A 19204-nucleotide genomic window follows, 5' to 3' on the forward strand; every position below is an offset into this window, starting at 1 on the left:
AATTTTGATGAAACGATTAAGTTCATTTTCCATATTATTAGTAACATTCGTTCTGCTTTTTTTGACTTCAATCATCGCAGCAGCTTCATTTGCTTCAGAAGCTGCCGAAATCCCTTACCAGATAAATAATTCTGATCGCATAGTTATTGGTACAGTAAGCGAGATTAATATGTCTCGTGACCATACAATTGCTACAATTAAAGTTAATGAATGGCTCTATAATCCCTTGCCTACAGAAACCATAAAAGTGAGATCAGAAAGGGGAACTAATTTATTGACTACAGTCGAAGTTGAGTTCTTCCAGAACGAGTCAGTTCTCTTGATGCTGAATGATGTAGATCTCGATAAACAGCTTTTCCGTGTTGGAATCGGAGTTCCAGGAAAACACCCTGCTTCAGATAGGGACGCGGTAATCGAGGAGTTAAAAGCTCAGGGCAAGTGGAAAGGAGAAAACCAAACAGAGAATAAGACAAATGGAATAGAAACGATAACGGACATAGAAACAACAGACAATCATGAAGAGAATATAACCAAAAATAGTACAGTGGACAATGGAAAAGAAGAGAATACAGGAACAATAGATAAGCAGGAAGAAAAATCCAACACTACTCAGGAATCAAAAAGTGCTCCTTTTATAAGCTCTTTCTGGTTGCTTGTAATAGTGCTCGGGACCGTTATGTATGTAAGAAAGATGAAATAATAATTAAATCATATAGATTTTGTTGTTTCACCTGTTCACTCAAGCAAGGGTGGGAGAAGCCACCCATATATTTCACCAGTCTCATCCCGGCTACGGCTTACACCTCTCGGTTTCCGAGTCCTGAGAAACTTTAACTACTCCTACTTTAACCATCTGTATAATGTACACACAAGTGTGCCCTAAATAATTCTAATACTTTCCTTGTGAGTTTACTCCACGAGTTTCTGAAATATCAAACTTTACCTCTGGAGACAGGGTCAAATTAATCTTGATTTGAAAAAAACTCTGTTTTTCAAAATATTTCTACGTGAATTTTTGCTCTCTACGTGGTTTGGATCCAAAAATAGCAGTAAATTTGATTCTCTGATATTTTTGTCAATTTGTGCGAAGTGTCACGCCTAAATTTAATAAATCTCGACAACATATAGACGTATATTCATCTTTTTTCGATAGTTTATCTTTAGGTATTAACTATTGAATCTGAGTGGAGGCAATATGCTCATATATAAAGTTTCTAACCAGATCATCAAATAATCAAAGATTCTGAAATAATTAATGATCCGAAAAAGTATGAAAAAGGGATAGTTTGATGATCTGGCTAAAAAGTTTACGGTTTATATAGAATGTATTGATAATAATTTTAGAAGGTGAAAATTTGAGTCAAATCAGCAAGGGAATTGCTGTTTTTATCGTTGTTCTAGCTTTTATAATAATCTTGGGACTATTTGTAAGTGCACTAGTTGACCCTAAGACGCAAGTTGATACTAAAATGCCGATGAATATGGAAACGCCAGTTCAAGGAAAAGAAATAGGTGGCTTATTTATTGAATTTGAAGATGGAACTAATGAACCTGAAGTTAAAGCCATTCTTGAAAACTGCAATATTCCCGTAAATTATAGCATAAATTACAATTCTGACATTCTGCCAAGTAGATGCTACATAATGGTAGATAAAGATAAAATAATGGATATAGAGGGATTGGTAGATGAGATAAATTTGACTATCCCTGTAAAAAAAGGAAGTAACTATGTGTTGACGGTAACTGAACGAGCTATCCAAGATAAAAATTTTCTTGCAATACTGGAAAAAAATAATCTTCAGGTGAAAAAATCCATATACTGTTATGTCCACCTTGAAGATGGACATATGAGTTGGAACCCGGATGAAGATATACCCAGAATAAAAGATGAGTTTAGAATGAATGAGAAGGTGTTGACCGTAAATCAAGAAATGAAAGTCAATGATTTATTTGTCGAATTTGAAAATGGAACTACTGAATCTGAAGTTAAAGCTATTCTTGAAAACTACAACATGACTATGAACTATAGTATAGATTACAATGTTGACTACTTTGAAGATAAATATTACATATCAGTAGACAAAGATAAAATTATGGATGTAAGAAACGAGTTAAATAAAGGGACAAATTGGATTGCCCCTGTATTCCCTGATATTAAAAAAGGAAATTATTATATAATCACAGTAACTGAACAAGCTATTCAGGATAAAAATTTCCTTGCAATGCTAGAGAAAAATGATCTTCAAGTCAAAAAGTCCGTCTATTGTGATATTATTCTTAGAGACGAGTCTAAGAACTCGATTTGGGAAATAGATGCGCTCAGAATAAAAAATGAACTTGAAAGAAATGAGAAAATACTGACCATAAGTACTGATGGTAGTACCCAATAAGAACTTATCCGAAAAGTGTTGAAACCTATTTTTAAAACAACGTCGGATAAGAGGGTAACATGTACTTGAGGTATTATCTAGCTTGAATAAATTACTCTCCCTTACTATTTTTCTGTGTTCTTTCTAGATTCTATTGATTTGAAGCTGAGGGGTTGCTATCATACCAGCCTCGATAATCTTTTTTATATAATTTTGAATATGTGTGAAGGTGAATGCTCCTATGTATATTTTCTAGCCAAACTCCAACTATTAAAGATTCGGATATTACAGAATCAAAATGAGTATGGAAAACAGATAGTTTATTAGATGGTCGGAAAACTTGTAAGGAGTTAGGTAAAAAATTTATATAGTTCAGAAGTGCTTTCCAGATAACACAAACTCCATAAATTGGTATACTTAATCTGTAGGGTTGGATTTAAAGAGTGGATTAGGTAATGAATATGAGGACTCGTTACAAAATAATTGTACTATTAATAATCATTTCTGCCGCGTTGCTGTCTCTCTGGTGGCAAGACCAGAAGCAGAGGATGTATGATAGGAATCACATTAGCAGTTATGATTACTATATAGAGTTAACTACAGACTCGACCCTGAGCAATGTCACTCTTTACCTTCCGCTCCCGGTGATAAACAACAAACACATCATCCGTAGGCACAGATATCGTAGAGCATCACTTCAATGACTATGATCATTCATGGAAATATGCCTTGGTTAATACGGAGCACGGATTAATGCTTTCTATAAAAAATAAGAAAATAGAGCCAAAATACACTACCCGAAATAAAGGTTCAAAGAAGATTCTGCATCCAAACATGTTTTCCGAAACATTGTTCTCTAATCAGACCATAGACACAATGAACCCGCTGGGCAATGAAATGGTTCTTATGCCCAAATACAATCTCACACTTAATGTTAACAACAGAGTACCCCATACACAGGCGTCTGAGCAGTTTGATTATGAAAGCAAGATGTATGCCTGCTATGATACCTCCTCGAATGCAAACGTCAGCATTTCCATCTACCTGCATGGAACGAATGGATGGTGGATCGGAGGATGGCAGTATAACAGCTATTGGGAAACCATGGAAATTATGCTGCCCGGATCTCAGGATGGATGGAAAACAGTAAATGGTGAGCTTGTTACAGGAGAAGGGACGTACAAGATATAATGAGATCATCCAAAACTTTGAGTTCAAATAGAATCCAAATAGTTTTGTGACGCTTCAATTCTTCAGTCACTCTTTTACAAGAAGTGATTTTCCTGTCATTTCTTCGGGTTTCGGGATCCCAAGAAGTTCGAGAATAGTCGGTGCAATGTCAGATAATTTTCCATTCTTAAGTGCTTTTATGTCACCGTTTCCGAAGTAGATGCATTTCACCGGGTTTGATGTATGCGCAGTAAACGGCTCTCCTGTCTTCGAGTTTATCACCTGCTCGGCATTTCCGTGGTCAGCGGTTATAAGTGCTATGCCTTCTTTTTCTTTCAGAGCCTCAACAATCCTGCCCAGACAGGTGTCTACGGCTTCTACCGCCTTCACTGCAGCTTCAAAAACTCCGGTATGCCCAACCATATCCATGTTTGCAAAGTTAAGGACAATAACATCATACTTTCCAGACCGGATTCTCCTGATAACCTCATCCGTAATCTCATATGCGCTCATTTCAGGTTTGAGGTCGTATGTAGGAATCTTCGGTGAAGGAATAAGGCAGCGGTCTTCACCCCTGTAACACTTTTCTTCGCCGCCGTTAAGGAAATAGGTCACATGGGCGTATTTCTCTGTTTCAGCTATGCGTAGCTGGATGAGTCCATGCTTGCTCAGCACCTCTCCAAGTACATTTTCCAGCTTTATAGGAGGGAAAGCAATGGGCACATTAAGGGTTTCGTCGTACTGGGTCATGCAGACAAAATAAACCTTCGGACGTTTTTCTCTCACAAAACCGTCAAAGTCCTCTTTTACAAACGCCCAGGTTATCTGCCGCGCCCTATCCGGTCTGAAATTGAAAAAGATTACAGAGTCGTTGTCCTGTATCGTTGCAATGGGCTTTCCTTCCGGATCAGTAATTACAATCGGTTTCACGAACTCATCAGTCTCTCCCCTTCTGTAGGCTTCGGAAACTGCAGTTTCTACATCCGGAGCTGTATATGGGGCTACTCCTTCTGTAAGTGCATAATAGGCAAGCTTTGTCCTGTCCCAGCGTTTATCTCTGTCCATTGCGTAGTAACGCCCCGATACAGTTGCGATTTTAGCAGTTCCATTTTCCTTGCAAAAAGAATCGAGTTCTTTTATGTCTGCAAGAGCAGTTTTAGGGGGCACGTCCCTCCCATCCAGAAAAGAGTGGATATAAACTTTTTTTATCCCTTTCTCCTGTGCAAGTTTGATAAGAGCATAAAGGTGGGTAATGCAACTGTGAACGCCTCCGTAGGAAACAAGCCCCATGAGGTGCAGGCTTGAATCATTGACCTTAACATTTGAAATTGCATTTAGAAAAGCCGGATTTTTGAAGAAGTCTCTGTTCCTGATAGAGATGTTTATTCGGGTAAGATCCTGATATACAATTCGTCCTGCCCCTATGTTCAGATGCCCAACTTCGGAATTTCCCATAAGATCATCTGGAAGACCTACAGCCTCACCGGAAGCTTTTAAAAAACACCATGGGTATTCCTTTTCCAGCCGATCAAAGTTCGGAGTTCTGGCTGCCATTACAGCATTTCCTTTTTTATCTTCCCTGTATCCCCAGCCGTCAAAAATAATGAGCATAAGAGGTTTAGGTCTTCCAGCCTGAGTCATAACAAGAAACTCCACCTTTAAGTTCAACCGCGTAAGTCCTGCCGGTAACTGCGTGTGTAGTATTACAACAGGTCTACAACATATCTACGTGCCAGAGCGTGCTTCGAGTATACTTCCAGTTTTGCACAGCGCCTGCTGTAAGGGCAAAGTAGATCACAACACTTTTCGGATTGACCTTACCAATAATGGACACCAGTTACTTTTCCCCTTCTTATTTTCCCATTTCCTTTTCCGTTTCCAGAACTTTAAGGGTGACTTTTATAACCGAATCCGGATTAAGCGAAATGGAATCTATCCCCTGTTTTACCAGGAACTCTGCAATTTCGGGATAGTCGCTGGGTGCCTGTCCGCAGATCCCACTGTGCCTTCCATTCTTTTTTGCTCCCTGTACTGCCATCGCCATTATTTTCATAACGCCCGGGTCCCGCTCATCAAATTCCGCAGCAAGCAGTTCCGAATCCCTATCAACACCCAGAGTCAGCTGGGTCAGGTCATTTGAGCCGATTGAGAAGCCATCGAAATATTCGCTGAAGTCGTCAATTTGAAGAACATTGTTTGGAATCTCGCACATAACATAGACCTGCAACTCATTTTCCCCTCTCTTTAACCCGTTTTTTTCCATTTCGGCAATTACTTTCTTTGCCTCTTCAACAGTCCGGCAGAAGGGAATCATGATAATGAGATTTTTAAGTCCCATCTCTTCCCTGACTTTTTTCATAGCCCTGCATTCAAGAGCAAAACCTTCCCTGTAACGCTCATTAAAATAACGGGAAGCTCCCCTGAAACCAAGCATGGGATTGTTTTCTTCCACTTCAAAGTCGCTGCCCCCAAGCAAGCTTGCATACTCATTGCTTTTGAAGTCACTTGTGCGGACCACGACATCCTTAGGGTAAAAAGACGCAGCAATGGTTCCGACACCCTGAGCAAGCTTATCTACGAAATATTCTTCTTTATTATCGGAATTTTGGGTAAGTTCCTCTATTTTCTGAAGGACTTTATGGTCTTTGACTTTCTCAGGGTGCACCAGAGCCATTGGATGGATCTTGATATAGTTTGAGATAATAAACTCCAGCCTTGCAAGCCCTATACCGTCGTTTGGGATCATGGAAAGGCTAAAAGCCTCATCAGGATTTCCAAGGTTCATCATAATCGCGGTTTTGGGGCGTTTTGCGTCTTTAAGGCTCATTGTATCTTTGTGGAAAGGAAGAGTTCCGTCATACACAAGCCCCTCTTCACCTTCCGCACAGCTTACGGTAATTTCCCGACCTGTCTCTAGAACCTCTGTTGCATTGCCTGTCCCCACAACTGCCGGAATACCCAGTTCTCGGCTAACAATTGCGGCATGGGAAGTTCTTCCTCCCTGGTTCGTGACAATTGCGGATGCTATTTTCATTACGGGTTCCCAGTCCGGAGTTGTGGCGTTAGCGATAAGGATCTCTCCCTGTTTAAAAGAAGGAAGATCTGAAACGTCAGGAATTACATGTGCCTTTCCGGAAGCAATTTTATCTCCTATGCTTTTGCCTTTAGCAAGAACGTTTGATTTCTTTTCGAGTACATAGGTCTCCAGAACATCTCTTCTTTTCTGAGACTGGACAGTCTCAGGTCTTGCCTGCACTACAAAGAGTTCTCCCGTTACTCCGTCCTTTGCCCATTCGATATCCATGGGCATGGATTTCTTATCTTTATTTGAGTAATAGTCTTCAATGGTAACAGCATACCATGCAAGTTTAAGCACTTCGTCGTCATTGATGCAGAAGCGGCGCCGGTCCACCTCAGGAACCTCCACGTTCCGGGTAAGCATTTTGGAGCCGCCCTGTCCATAGATCATCTTGATTTCTTTATCCCCTAAATTCTTCTCAATAATCGGCTTATACCCTTCCTTGAAAGTTGGCTTGAAAACATAGAACTCGTCCGGGTTGACCTGCCCCTGTACGATATTCTCCCCAAGCCCGTAGGAGCCAGTAATAAAGACTACGTCCCTGAAACCCGTTTCCGTATCCAGAGTAAATATAACGCCGCTTGATGCAAGGTCAGACCTGACCATTTTCATTATCCCTATCGACAGTGCCACTTTAAAATGGTCAAAGTTATTTATCACCCTGTAGGAAATAGCTCTGTCAGTAAAAAGCGATGCAATACAGCGTACGCAGGCATCTCGAAGTGCCGGATAACCCCTGATGTTAAGGTAAGATTCTTGCTGCCCTGCAAAAGAAGCAGTGGGAAGGTCTTCAGCAGTTGCCGAACTCCTCACGGCTACATCCGTGTTCTCTCCATACTGCTCGCAGAGGTGATCATACCCGGATTTAATTTCCTGCCAGAGGTCATCCGGAAGTCCTGCATCAAGAATCAGGTCTCTTGCGTTTTTTCCCCTTTTTGCAAGTTCTGATACATCCGAGGTATCAAGCCCTTCAAGTGTTTGCTTGAGCTTGTCTAGAATCCCTCCGGCTTTGAGGACATGCCAGTAAGCTTCAGCAGTAACTGAAAAACCATTAGGGATCTTTACTCCCTTTGGAGTGAGTTCTCTGTACATTTCCCCAAGAGAGGCATTTTTCCCTCCCACAAGCGGAACATCTTCAATCGAAGTCTCATCAAACCAGCGTATGTACTTACTTTTGTTCTCAGACATTTCCCCAAAATCCCCTTTAAAATTATTATGCCTTTAAAATTATTATGTTTTCAAAACAATTATGAAACGTATCCAGGATCTCATGCATTAGTTAGAACGCTTCCCCAGAGCGTACAGGATATCCCTGAATCAGGAAGTTACACGTGCAGATTGTGCATCGATGACAGAAATCAATTTTCCCTATCCAAGTTATTTTGATTTATAGCCTATCCGAAAAGTCAACGTAGGATGTTTAACCTGAAAATATAACCTGAAATGATTTATTTGAGAGTTGAGAGCTTCTCTGCTTTCAGGACCATACTCAGGCCTTCCCGCATAAGTTCCTTTGCTCTTGTCTGACTTTTTGCTTCAGCAAAGATTCGGAAGATTGGTTCTGTACCGGATGGGCGCATAAGAACCCAGCCATCATCGTACCAGATTTTAACACCGTCGGTTGTATCCATTTTGTGCCCAAGTTTTGAAGCCTCAGTTCTCACGATCTCCATCGTGGTATACGTATTTTTAGCAGGCACTTTGGTCTTTTCGTTAAAGTAATGAGGTACACTCTTTTCAAGATCGGAAAGCTTTTTCCCGCCAGCCAAGATCTCAAGGATCTTGGCGCAGCCCATTGCTCCGTCCCTGCAGTACTGGTGTTTTGGGAAGATAAGGCCTCCATTGCCTTCCCCTCCGAAAACGGCATCTACTTCCATCATCTTTCGCGCAACATTGATTGATCCGACAGCAGTCCAGTACAGTTCGACGCCTGCCTCCTTTGCGATATCGACCATACGCTGAGAAGAGCCAACAGAAGTCACTAAAGGACCTTTTTCACGTTCAACTACATATTTTGCCATCATGGCAAGCAGAACTTCATCGTTTATGAACTGCCCATTTTCGTCGACAAAGACTACTCTATCGGCGTCCCCGTCGTGAGCTACTCCCATATCAGCACCTGTCATCTTTACGAGATTAGTAAGTTCGGTTAGGGATTCAGGTAAGGGCTCAGGATTCCTCCAGGGAAAAGTTCCATCAGGCTGGGCTTCAAGGGTCAGCACCTGGCAGCCCAGCTCCCTGAGCAAAAAAGGAAGAGTAAGGGAACCTGCCCCGCAGCCTGTATCTGCAACTACCTTGAATCTGCGGCTACGGACGGCTTCGGCATTCACTGAATTTATAATATTTCTTATATAGTATTCATTGGCTCCGGGATCGGTTCTGAAGCTGCCCGTTTTTTCCCAGGGTGCGATAGCGTATTTTCCTGAGTGAAAGATTTCCTCTATGTCTTTTTCTCCTTCCCTGGAAAACTCCGAGCCGTCCCCTGCAATAAATTTGATCCCGTTATATTCCCTGGGGTTATGGGACGCAGTAACAATGATCCCGGCATCGGCGAAGTCGCGTACATAATACAGGATAGAAGGGGTAGGGATTGTCCCTACATCAATCACACTCAGGCCTGTCGAAAGAGCCCCGGAAACTGCGGCAGATTTCAGCATCTGACCTGAGATTCGAGTATCACATCCTATAGCAACCGTACCTTTCGAATTCATGTATGTACCGAGGCTTTTGGCTAAATTAACCGCCAGCTCAGGCGTTATGAATTCATTGGCGATACCACGCACACCATTAGTTCCGAATAATGCTATGTAAAGTCCCCCCATTATAATTTAAGTAAAAACAATGCCGATTTTTATTTCTCTTAATATGAAGGAACGCGGCTTTGTAGATAAGTTGCCTTGATAGTTTCAGAAGATTAAAAATAAGTAAAGACTACGCGGACAATTTACTTCTAAATCAAGACATTATATTTCAAAACTTCTCTACAAAGCCTAATTTTAAATATAATTTTCTGGATTTCTAGAAAACGACTTCCTATAGGGCTCCTGATATTTGGACTGAACATCAAAGTACTCAGGAATCAAAGCCTCATAGTTACATTCCCAGGGACTTATTCGTTTTCTCAATCGACTTCATGCCGTCGCTCTCAAGTTCCATCATCGCTCTGATTGCATCCACATTTTCAGGAATTGTAATAGACTCCTGATGAATGGCCATGAAAAAGTAAATCTCCTTCTCAGTTACTGTAATGGATTCAGTCCAAACACAATTCTCCCACATGTCGTTTCTTGGGCGCCCTATATCCCTGGCAACTTCAATAATTTCCGCTGTTGAAGTAATCCCGTCTCCTATGAAACGTATTCTGGACTGGGATGAAAAAATTTCTTTGACGTCTTCTGCAGTACAGTCAGTGTTAACATCCATATTTACGGTGTGCAGGTGCATAAGAGTTGTCGGGACTACCAGGGCTGTAGTGGTGATATTGATGTGTGAAAGCACACTCTGTACATCAGGTCCATGGTGGGACGGAATTTTCACCGGATGAAGCACTATTGCGTTAACTGGCCCCTTCTTTATATCATTGGGATCGACGGCCCTTCTTGTAATAGCTGCCCTTACCTTTTTTATCCCAAGTTTCCTGTCTATCGGTGTGATAACCCTGCAAAGCCCTGTAGTGTTGCAGGAGACAACTCTTGTCAGGTCACGGCCCACAGCCTCTTCGTAGTTACTCGCTGCATTAAAAGAGAAACCAGCAATCGGATGGCTCTCGCCCCCCTGCCAGATTGCCTTTAGTCCGATTTTCTCGTACATTGGTTTATTTTTCTCTCCAACTCCCCCAGGAGTGCAGTCCACAACCAGATCTGATTTTTCCAACATTTCTTCAATAGATCCGGCTGCCGGCATTCCTGCCTTCTCAAAAGCTCCGATATTTTCAGCAGGGCAATATATATCATACCCCATCTGGTGTGCTACTGCAGCCTCATAATTAGGCTTCGTCTTGGAAATTCCGACAACTTCCATATCGTCCTGAGCCCTAACGGCATCTGCAACTCTTTTTCCTATGGTTCCATAACCATTTACTGCAACCTTTGCTTTAGCCATTTGTTATACTCCCCTGTTTAGTTTTTGTATATCAGGAATTACAATATTAATGTAAAGATCATACGATAGACATTCTTGTCAAACTCATTTACTGGACAGTTAAAGATTTTAATTTAACCAGTTTTTTGTCTTCCCATCACCGCGTATAGGGTCGTTAATTTTTTCATTTTCGGACTGTTGAAAAATGTGCATACCTCATATACACGATTTCTCCCCCAGATCATTAATAAGATGCTTTCCTGTCATTTTTCTCATATCAAAACTCCCGTTTAAGAAAAATTCAATGACTCCAGACTTTAGGACCTGCGAATTTAAAGAACAAAATAAAGCATGAAGAGACATATCATAAGCATAATAATTTGGATATCATATGATTTCATGCTATTGTTTTTAAGTTCAATTGAATAAGCCCTAACTCATTTTGCATTTGGGTTTAGAGCATAAAAGCTTTTTTAGTTTGAAGAAAATTTGAAAAAAGTTGTTTGAATGACTTAATTGTATCTAAAAAGTTTACCCGTTAAAAACGAATCTAAAAAAGAGATTTACTGACGTATAGGTATTTCAAAACGCTATATAGGAAAAAATAATGGCTAAACAATAAAAATCTCAAACTTTAATTATAAATTGACCTTAAAATAAAAATTTTATATGAGTCATATAACAAATTATCTGAGTCATATAACGAACTTAGTTTTAAAACAAACTGTAAAGACCTTTTAACCTTTAAAAGACCTGGATGCATAACTTTTTAAAGCCGCTATTCCCGGCATAGGCTCACCTGAGAGATAGGTTATGCTCGCACCTCCACCCATGCTTAAATGGGAAAACTTTGATTCAAGGCCGAGCTGGTCAATGACGGCTAAGGTATGCCCTCCTCCTGCGATAGAGTAGTCTGATTGAGCTGCAGCCTTAAGAAGTTCTTCCGTGCCCAACCTGAAATTATCCAGCTCGAAAATACCAGCCGGGCCATGAAAAACGCTTAATCTGGCTTCTTTAAGAACATTGGAGTAATCTGCAATGGTCTCCTGGCCAATATCAGCTATCGGAAGATCGCCTTTTATCTCACCCACTTTGGCTTCTTCACGCTTTCCACCATTGTTTAGCGCTACATCCTCAGGCACTATGATCTTATCCGGGTATTCCTTAAGCAGTTTGGAAGCAATAGAAACCTGGTCCAGAAATTTATGGTCCTCGATGAATTTCCTGTTGACTTCGCCTGCATCGACGCCCATAGCCATCATAAATACTGTAGCTACAACCCCGGTAGTAAGGATTTTATCAGCGTCACCCCGCTTGAGAATATCAGAAATAACCTTAACGATGTCTTTGGCTTTCGTTCCTCCCAGCACAAAGACTGCCGGATGTTCATGACATTTCAAACCTTTGTCCAGACCTGTAATTTCCCTGTCCATGAGGATGCCGGCGACACTGGGCAAAACCTTTGTAAACCCTACCACAGAGCACTGAGACCTGTGAGAGACTGAAAAAGCATCATTTATAAATAAATCAAATAAAGGATACAGCTTCTGAACCATCTGGGTTTTGGCCTGCTCTTCAGGAGCTCGGTTCATATTCTCTTCGGCATAGAAACGCGTGTTCTCCAGGAGCAAGATATCACCCTGCTCAAGGGATTTTATAGCATTTCTTGCGCAAGCGCTGAATATATCATCTTCGTAGGTTACTTCCCGACCCAGAAGCTCAGTCGCCAGTTTTGCATGGACTTCCAGGGTGGTATAGTCCTTATCTCCGGGTCTGCCCTGATGAGACATCAAGACTACTATTGAGTTCTCCAGGGACCGCAAAGTAGGCAAATGACTCTTAATTTTTCTGTTGTCCATGATGTTTCCGTTAGCATCCATGGGCGAATTAAAGTCAACCCTTACAAGTACTCTTTTGTTATCCAGTACAACATCATCCATCGTCAGATAATCCTTTTCAGTAGTTTTCTGAGACATATTATACCTCCCTCAAATAAGGTTGAAAGATTTCACTTTCAGTTCAATGCACCTTTTCTCTAATAGGGACAGAAAGTCATGAACCAGTTTATAATAAATTGAAACAATCCTGGCTTCTGTTCATCTTTTGTCGAGCAAGGCATAGAAAGCGACTGAATGTTTGCGTTGTCCTCCAAGAATAATTACAGCATACGTTGAATATCCGAACATGTAGTAGGATAAGAAAAGACCAGCTTCTTAATGTCCGATGCCTTGAGTCCAAGCCTCATTACCGCAGCGAAAATATTGATAGCTTCTCCGGCATTCGGACCAAGAATATAAGCTCCAATTATACGATCGTTTGCTTCGTCAATAATTACCTTTGAAGCTGCAAACCTCATCTCTGCTTCCCTGGTTGTGTGCCAGCTGCTTCTGTTCCTGAATATTACTTTGTATTTGTTGCTGTCATTAGAGGCACTGGTTCCCACTGAAGCCAGGACAGGTATTGAATGAACTGCGCTTGGAATACCTGTATAATCCACCTCGACACTATTCTCATTAAGAATGTTAGATGCTGCAACTTCTCCCTGAAGGGCTGCTACAGGGACGAGTTGCACACCTCCTGATGCACAATCTCCACCTGCATAGATTCTGGGGTTTGAGGTTCTCATGTGTTTATCAACTGTGATAGCCCCTTTTTCGACCCCAGCCACTGGCTTATTTGTAAGTATCTTGATTCCTGCGGCTTCGGATGCTTTTACAAGCATGTTCACCATATCAGCATCAAAGTGCCGGAGAAGTCTTTCACTTCTATGTAAAATTGTAACTTCAGACATGGCTCTTCGTGCAACATGAGCAAACTCCAGAGAGATGTAACCACTTCCTATGAAAATAATTCTTTCAGGGAGCTTTTCGGTTTCCATGAACTCTTTACTTGTAATTACATACTCTTCCCCGGGAATGTTGAGTTTTCTCGGCTTTGAGCCTGTAGCAAGAAAAACATATTTCCCGCTTAATTTATCCTTCCCGACAACTACCGTGTTTTGATTTTCGAAATAAGCTCTCCCGTGGTACGTGTCAATACCCATGTCAACAAAATGGTTCTCAGTTTTTCCGGGACACTCTTTCACAGCTTCCCTTTTAAACTCGATAAGAGCAGGCCAGTCAATCTTAGAAGGATTTTGTATTCCCGCACCTTTACCTATTAGTCGATTACTCCAGTCCGTGACCTCGGCGAGATCTGTAAACATCTTTTTCGGATCACAGCCTCCGGGAGGAGAGATACCCCCGTACTCTTTCATATCAATAACAGCTGTTTTTAATCCGGAACATGCAACTTTATCCGCAACGGCCCTGCCTGCAGTTCCAGTCCCAATGATTATAACATCGTAATTCTTTTTCATAATCTCCCCTCTTGTTATTCATTCGTTTCCCGAAAAGATAATCGTAAAAAAAGCTATGCTTTATATACTTTTTATTCAATCAATTCTATTATAAGGATAAATAAATCAACTGAACTATTTTTCTGAAAAATTTTCCTGATAGAAAAACAGTGGTTCCTATTTATCTATGGTTCCCTATTATCTATGGTTCCAAACAACTGCTTTCAATTATTAGGCTTATCTAAAAGTAAATTTATTTGTCTAAAAGTAAATTTATTCTTCTTTGAGTTCATTACAAAATTTAGTGTATCGATTCCAAAATGAATCCATTATTGAAGGAAGAATTCATTGATCAAGGAGTGAATTTAAAAGTTCAGGTTTGTGAGCGTATTTTGGAATCTAAACACTAGTTTATCTTACGTACTGTGGAAATCAAGACGCAATAAGGTATGGCAATCAGAGAAAGTAATGAAGTCCTACATAGAGAAGAGCTTGTCTTACTAAGTCAGGAGGAATGGGGGAGTAATATGACATGGAGAAACCATGGAGAACTGTTTGTACGTTGTAAGAAAAATCCTATACTTACCGTTGAAGATTGGCCTTACCAGGCTAATTCGGTTTTTAACCCTGCAGCAGCCATAGTTGATGGTAAAACTCTATTAATGGTGCGTGTCGAAGACCACAGGGGCTTTTCTCACCTTACAGTAGCCAGAAGTAAGAACGGAATTGATAGTTGGGAAATTGATCCTAAACCAACTTTTATCTCAGATCCCACAAACTATCCTGAAGAAATATATGGTGTTGAAGATCCGCGTATAACCTACATCGATGAGATAAAAAAATGGGCTGTGACATATACTGCCTTTTCTGATTCAGGTCCCTTAACAGCTCTTGCTTTTACTGAGGACTTTCATAATTTTGATCGAATAGGAGCTACTCTGCCACCTGAAAATAAAGACTCTGCTGTTTTCCCGGTACGATTTAACGGCAGATGGGCAATGCTACATAGGCCTGTATCTTGCATGCATGGTGCGAAGACAAATATATGGATATCTTTTTCACCTGATATGAAACACTGGGGAAGTCACGAGGTTCTTCTTTACGCTAGGGAAGGAGGATGGTGGGATGCCAACAAGATCGGTTTATCTCCGCATCCAATCCAAATATCTGACGGATGGCTAATTATGTACTATGGAGTGCGCAGGACAACATCTAAAGTGAGTTATCGGCTAGGGCTTGCCCTTCTTGACCTTGAAGATCCCAGAAAAGTGCTCCACAGGTCAGTAGGATGGATTTTCGGGCCTCGTGAAATGTATGAACGGGCCGGAGACTTTAATGATATTGTTTATCCATGCGGATGGGTTGTGGTGGAGGATGAACTCCGCATTTATTACGGAAGTGCAGATATATCTGTATCGATGGCCAGCGCAAAAATGAGCGACGTGCTGCAGTATATCCGTGAATGTCCTGAAACACAGAGTCCAGACATCGCCCTCAATAATATCCAATGCTGATTTCAAGTCCCTAATAGACAACCCGTTGTCCTCAGTTTATGAGGCTGTGAAGAAAGGTCTTAGGAAAAACCATCAGAGCCGGCAGAATAGGTTCGTGAGCAGTAAAACAAAGGAGAACTGCCGTCAACTCGCCTGCTAAAAAAATGAATTGCTTTTCGGTAGGAATTTAATCGAGATGAATATATTACCAACACGTTTAAATTTATTCAAGTTCTAATGAACCATATGGCAAGAAATTATCTTGAGAGAAGAAAAGAGTATCTGAAGGAGTTTTTCTTCGATCCAGAGACAGGAGAACCAACAGGAAAACCGGAATCAATATATGAAAAGATATACGAGTATCTCAATCATAGAGAAAATATAGGAAAATCAGAATATACCAGAACTAATGATGTAATGGCATTAACCGAATTTTGTAAGAACATAAATAAGCCAATAGATAAGCTAACAAAAGTCGATATCTATCAATTATTTGATTCCCTTAAAAAAGGAAAATCCAAATCAACAATTCAATTTCACAAAATAGGAATTAGACTTTTTTTAGATTTTGCTGGAAGAACTGATTTAGCTGAATTATGTAAGTTTGAAAGATCAAAAACAGATGAAAAGCTTCCTGAAGATATACTAACATCTGATGATGTTGAAAAGTTAATTAATGCAGCTTCCAGCCTTCGAGATAGAGCACTTATAGCATTCATGTATGAGAGTGGAGCTAGAAGAGGAGAATTCTTTGAAATTCAAATAAAGCATGTAGTTTTTGATAAAAATGGTGCAGTTGTTACACTTCCAAAAGGTAAAACAGGAGCAAGAAGAATAAGACTTGTTTGGTCTTCAGGATATCTCAGAAATTGGATTGATAATCATCCACTAAGAGAGAATAGAGATGCTTATGTGTGGTGCTCTTCCAGAGATTATACCAAAACATTAGAATATGTAACATTTCAAAATTCACTTAAAAGATTTGCATTGAAAGCCGGAGTTCAAAAGAGAGTAAATATGCATTCATTCCGTCATGCAGCAGCTACCAGACTAGCAAATGATCTTACAGAACAACAGTTAAAAAAGTATCTTGGTTGGAGTGCTGGAAGTGATATGGCTGCAAGGTATGTTCATCTTTCAGGAAAGGACATAGATCAAGCAATCCTAAAGGTTAATGGAATTGAGATAGAAGAAGAAGATAAGACAGAATTAAAAACTATCCGTTGTCCTAGATGCAATGAAATACAAAATGATCAAGAGTTTTGCTTCAAGTGTGGTATGCCTCTCCATGAAAAACCATATCTTGATACAGATACCGAATTAGAGAAATTTAAGAAACGAATAGAATATGAAGTGAAAATGAATACCGAAATTTTGCCAAATCAAATGGAAATTAAAGACTTACAATATAGGATACAAGAAATAGAAGAAATAATACAACTTGGTGAACCTGATAGAAGAATTGAGCATCAAGATGAACGGATTCCACTTCGAAAATTCGAAATACAAAAATATAGAGAAAGAATTCAACATTTGGAAGGAGAAATTAGAAGAATTGAATTTGAGATTGAACAAACGAAGGATTATTATTTACAGCAGATTAATGAATTGAAAAATAGTTAATTTCTTCTAGTCAATTTTATTAATTCCATTTTAAATACAATTAAAAAATAGAGATCTTTTAGATCTCTTTTTTACGTTTTTTATACGTTAACATTAGTATAGGGGTAGCAATCACAATTAGATGCTCCAAAATAGAAAGCATCAAATCAACATTGACAAGATTTTGAAATTCAAGGGTTATCCCTAACGAGATGATAAAATTTATATACATTTTCCTCTAATTTATTAAATATTAAATCAGATGTCATCCAAAATCACAAAGTACTTTTTCTGGAAGAAACATTACCCAAATAGTTAGGTTTATATAGTAGTTATGCGTACTATATTTTAGATTTATCTTTATGTACTTTGTTGAATTTGCGTTGAGTGCCATGCCACTGGCACTAGCGTTAAATTTATAACCGTTTTTTCGTTGGTAGTTTTTACTATTTCACATAAAAACCTTTTATGTATAAGTAAAACTTTTATTTAAACTTTCCTCACTTTTTATAAAAAGTTGAGGATAAATTATACTCTTTTTTCAAATAAGAAATATTATAAATATCAGATTTAAAACAAAAGATTTAAACATCATTAAGAAATTCTGAAAAATGAATGACATTAGATTTATGGAGTATAGTACTTTCAATTCCTATAGCTATAATTGCAAATATTTTTACTCCATTGATTCAACAGTGGATAAAATCTATAAATAATAAAAAATCACTTGAAAAAGTACAAATTGAAAAAGGACAGATTGAAATAATTGAAAATTCTTCTTATGAAGAGATTGGAATAATAAAAGATAGACTTATCAATATCGGTGTTTTCTGTGTACCTTTTATATTATTTACAATTGGTGTATTATTGAATATTTATGAAAATACTATTTTTGTAATTTTATTTGTAATATCTCTTTCTCCATCTATTCAACTCATTATACATCTAATTCAACGTTTAATAAAACTTTTGAGATATAAGAGAGAAAATAAAAAAGAGATGCAGGGAGAAATTGAAAAAATAAAAAATACCTTTGTCACCATATGTATTATGTATTTACCAATTATTATATTACTTTCATTAGATATGAATAACGGGTTTTTTGTATTATTATTTTTACTATCATTTTTCGTATCTGTTTACTTGATTATACGTTATATAATATGTTATGTTCAACTGTTAACTAAAAAGAAATTGATGGATTCATTTTAATTTTAAATCTATGGATTTTTTAATTTTTCTTGTTCGACTCCTATAATAAAAGACAAATTAAAAATTATATTTAATACACAGATTTTATATAGAAAATCTATGCATTTTCTCCCATTTTTCCCTTAATTCTAACTTTTCTATAGAGATATACAAAGAAATGAATAGCTTTATATATTTTCTATGCATATTTATTTTCATGGTGAAATACAAATGAACGAATTAAAATATCCAAAGTCAAATTATCAAAAAGATCCTGAAAATTTACATCTTTACGTTAATAATGTTCGAATTCTTACAGTAGAAGAATATCAAAAATTAAGATCAGCCATTCCAAAGGACGAGTTTAAAACAAAACTTGACATTCTTCTCATAACAGGAATGAGGTATACCGAATATCTTAGATTGTACGATCACAAAGAATGGTATCTTGAAAAGAGAAACATTTTATTTTTGTCGGCAGAAGCCCAAAAGAAGGTCAAAAGGAAACAAAAAGAAAGAACGATAAATAATCTTCCATCAATGTTTAATTATCTTCTAAAGGACTTCTGGCAAGCCCGTAAGCCGCCATTAGAATCCACTTGGAATAAAGACCTTCAGAGATGGTGTATTGCAGCAGGAATAAGCCCGTATGGAGTCTCAGCCAAAACAACTAGAAAGACTTTAGAAAGTTGGATGATTTCAGCAGGTGTTCAGGAATCTACAGTGTGCCTTCGTCAAGGTCATGATAGTCTTACGAGTATGCGTCATTATCAAGGTCTTGCTTTTTCAGATGATGAAATAAGAGACATTAAAAAACAGTTGACAGCATGGGGAATTCTTAAATGATATTTGAAATTTGTTTTATTATTTATCATAATTATTT

General features: G+C 38.9%; 13 protein-coding genes. 7 read left to right on the top strand and 6 right to left on the bottom strand.

The genetic code is table 11. From position 1 onward, the window contains the following. Positions 1-7: 7 nt before the first annotated feature. The 3 genes from MSHOH_RS13490 to MSHOH_RS13505 all read left to right on the top strand — a co-directional run bounded on the left by MSHOH_RS13490 (position 8) and on the right by MSHOH_RS13505 (position 3560). Complete coding sequence (locus MSHOH_RS13490; protein WP_204245324.1) at positions 8-700, top strand: hypothetical protein; 693 nt, start codon at positions 8-10, stop codon at positions 698-700. 655 nt (positions 701-1355) lie between these two features. Next, positions 1356-2390, top strand: a complete 1035-nt coding sequence (locus MSHOH_RS25270) for a UPF0228 family protein (RefSeq protein ID WP_052730868.1) — start codon at positions 1356-1358, stop codon at positions 2388-2390. A gap of 732 nt (positions 2391-3122) precedes the next feature. Further along, the gene (locus MSHOH_RS13505) at positions 3123-3560 is read left to right on the top strand and encodes a hypothetical protein (RefSeq protein ID WP_052730869.1); all 438 of its coding nucleotides are present in this window, start codon (positions 3123-3125) and stop codon (positions 3558-3560) included. A 66-nt stretch (positions 3561-3626) separates the two neighbouring features. On the opposite strand, the gene gpmI is transcribed toward MSHOH_RS13505, so the two are convergent. The 6 genes from gpmI to MSHOH_RS13535 all read right to left on the bottom strand — a co-directional run bounded on the left by gpmI (position 3627) and on the right by MSHOH_RS13535 (position 14056). Beyond that, on the bottom strand, positions 3627-5180 hold the full coding sequence (gene gpmI / locus MSHOH_RS13510; protein ID WP_048143489.1) for a 2,3-bisphosphoglycerate-independent phosphoglycerate mutase: 1554 nt from the start codon (positions 5178-5180) through the stop codon (positions 3627-3629). A 211-nt stretch (positions 5181-5391) separates the two neighbouring features. Beyond that, positions 5392-7806, bottom strand: a complete 2415-nt coding sequence (gene ppsA, locus MSHOH_RS13515) for a phosphoenolpyruvate synthase (RefSeq protein ID WP_048140352.1) — start codon at positions 7804-7806, stop codon at positions 5392-5394. Positions 7807-8066: 260 nt separating this feature from the next. Beyond that, positions 8067-9425: a phosphoglucosamine mutase gene (glmM, locus tag MSHOH_RS13520; RefSeq protein WP_048143490.1), complete on the bottom strand. Its 1359-nt coding sequence runs from the start codon at positions 9423-9425 to the stop codon at positions 8067-8069. 286 nt (positions 9426-9711) lie between these two features. Next, entirely contained in the window at positions 9712-10719 is a 1008-nt protein-coding gene (locus MSHOH_RS13525; protein WP_048140354.1) for a type II glyceraldehyde-3-phosphate dehydrogenase, read from the bottom strand. Positions 10720-11435: 716 nt separating this feature from the next. Continuing rightward, positions 11436-12674, bottom strand: a complete 1239-nt coding sequence (locus MSHOH_RS13530; RefSeq protein ID WP_048140356.1) for a phosphoglycerate kinase — start codon at positions 12672-12674, stop codon at positions 11436-11438. A 182-nt stretch (positions 12675-12856) separates the two neighbouring features. After that, entirely contained in the window at positions 12857-14056 is a 1200-nt protein-coding gene (locus MSHOH_RS13535) for a dihydrolipoyl dehydrogenase family protein (RefSeq protein ID WP_048140358.1), read from the bottom strand. 506 nt (positions 14057-14562) lie between these two features. Here MSHOH_RS13535 and MSHOH_RS13540 point away from each other — a divergent pair. The 4 genes from MSHOH_RS13540 to MSHOH_RS13555 all read left to right on the top strand — a co-directional run bounded on the left by MSHOH_RS13540 (position 14563) and on the right by MSHOH_RS13555 (position 19167). Beyond that, positions 14563-15549 carry a glycoside hydrolase family 130 protein gene (locus MSHOH_RS13540; RefSeq protein WP_048140360.1) on the top strand — a complete coding sequence of 329 codons (987 nt, stop codon included), beginning with the start codon at positions 14563-14565 and terminating at the stop codon, positions 15547-15549. 225 nt (positions 15550-15774) lie between these two features. Further along, positions 15775-17151, top strand: coding sequence for a site-specific integrase (locus tag MSHOH_RS13545; RefSeq protein ID WP_048140362.1), 1377 nt, complete (start codon positions 15775-15777; stop codon positions 17149-17151). A 594-nt stretch (positions 17152-17745) separates the two neighbouring features. After that, entirely contained in the window at positions 17746-18342 is a 597-nt protein-coding gene (locus MSHOH_RS13550) for a hypothetical protein (RefSeq protein WP_048140363.1), read from the top strand. Positions 18343-18552: 210 nt separating this feature from the next. Then, positions 18553-19167 carry a site-specific integrase gene (locus tag MSHOH_RS13555; protein WP_048143491.1) on the top strand — a complete coding sequence of 205 codons (615 nt, stop codon included), beginning with the start codon at positions 18553-18555 and terminating at the stop codon, positions 19165-19167. Positions 19168-19204: the final 37 nt, after the last annotated feature.

Origin of the sequence: Methanosarcina horonobensis HB-1 = JCM 15518, from assembly GCF_000970285.1 — an archaeon.
Classification (GTDB): Archaea; Halobacteriota; Methanosarcinia; order Methanosarcinales; family Methanosarcinaceae; genus Methanosarcina; species Methanosarcina horonobensis.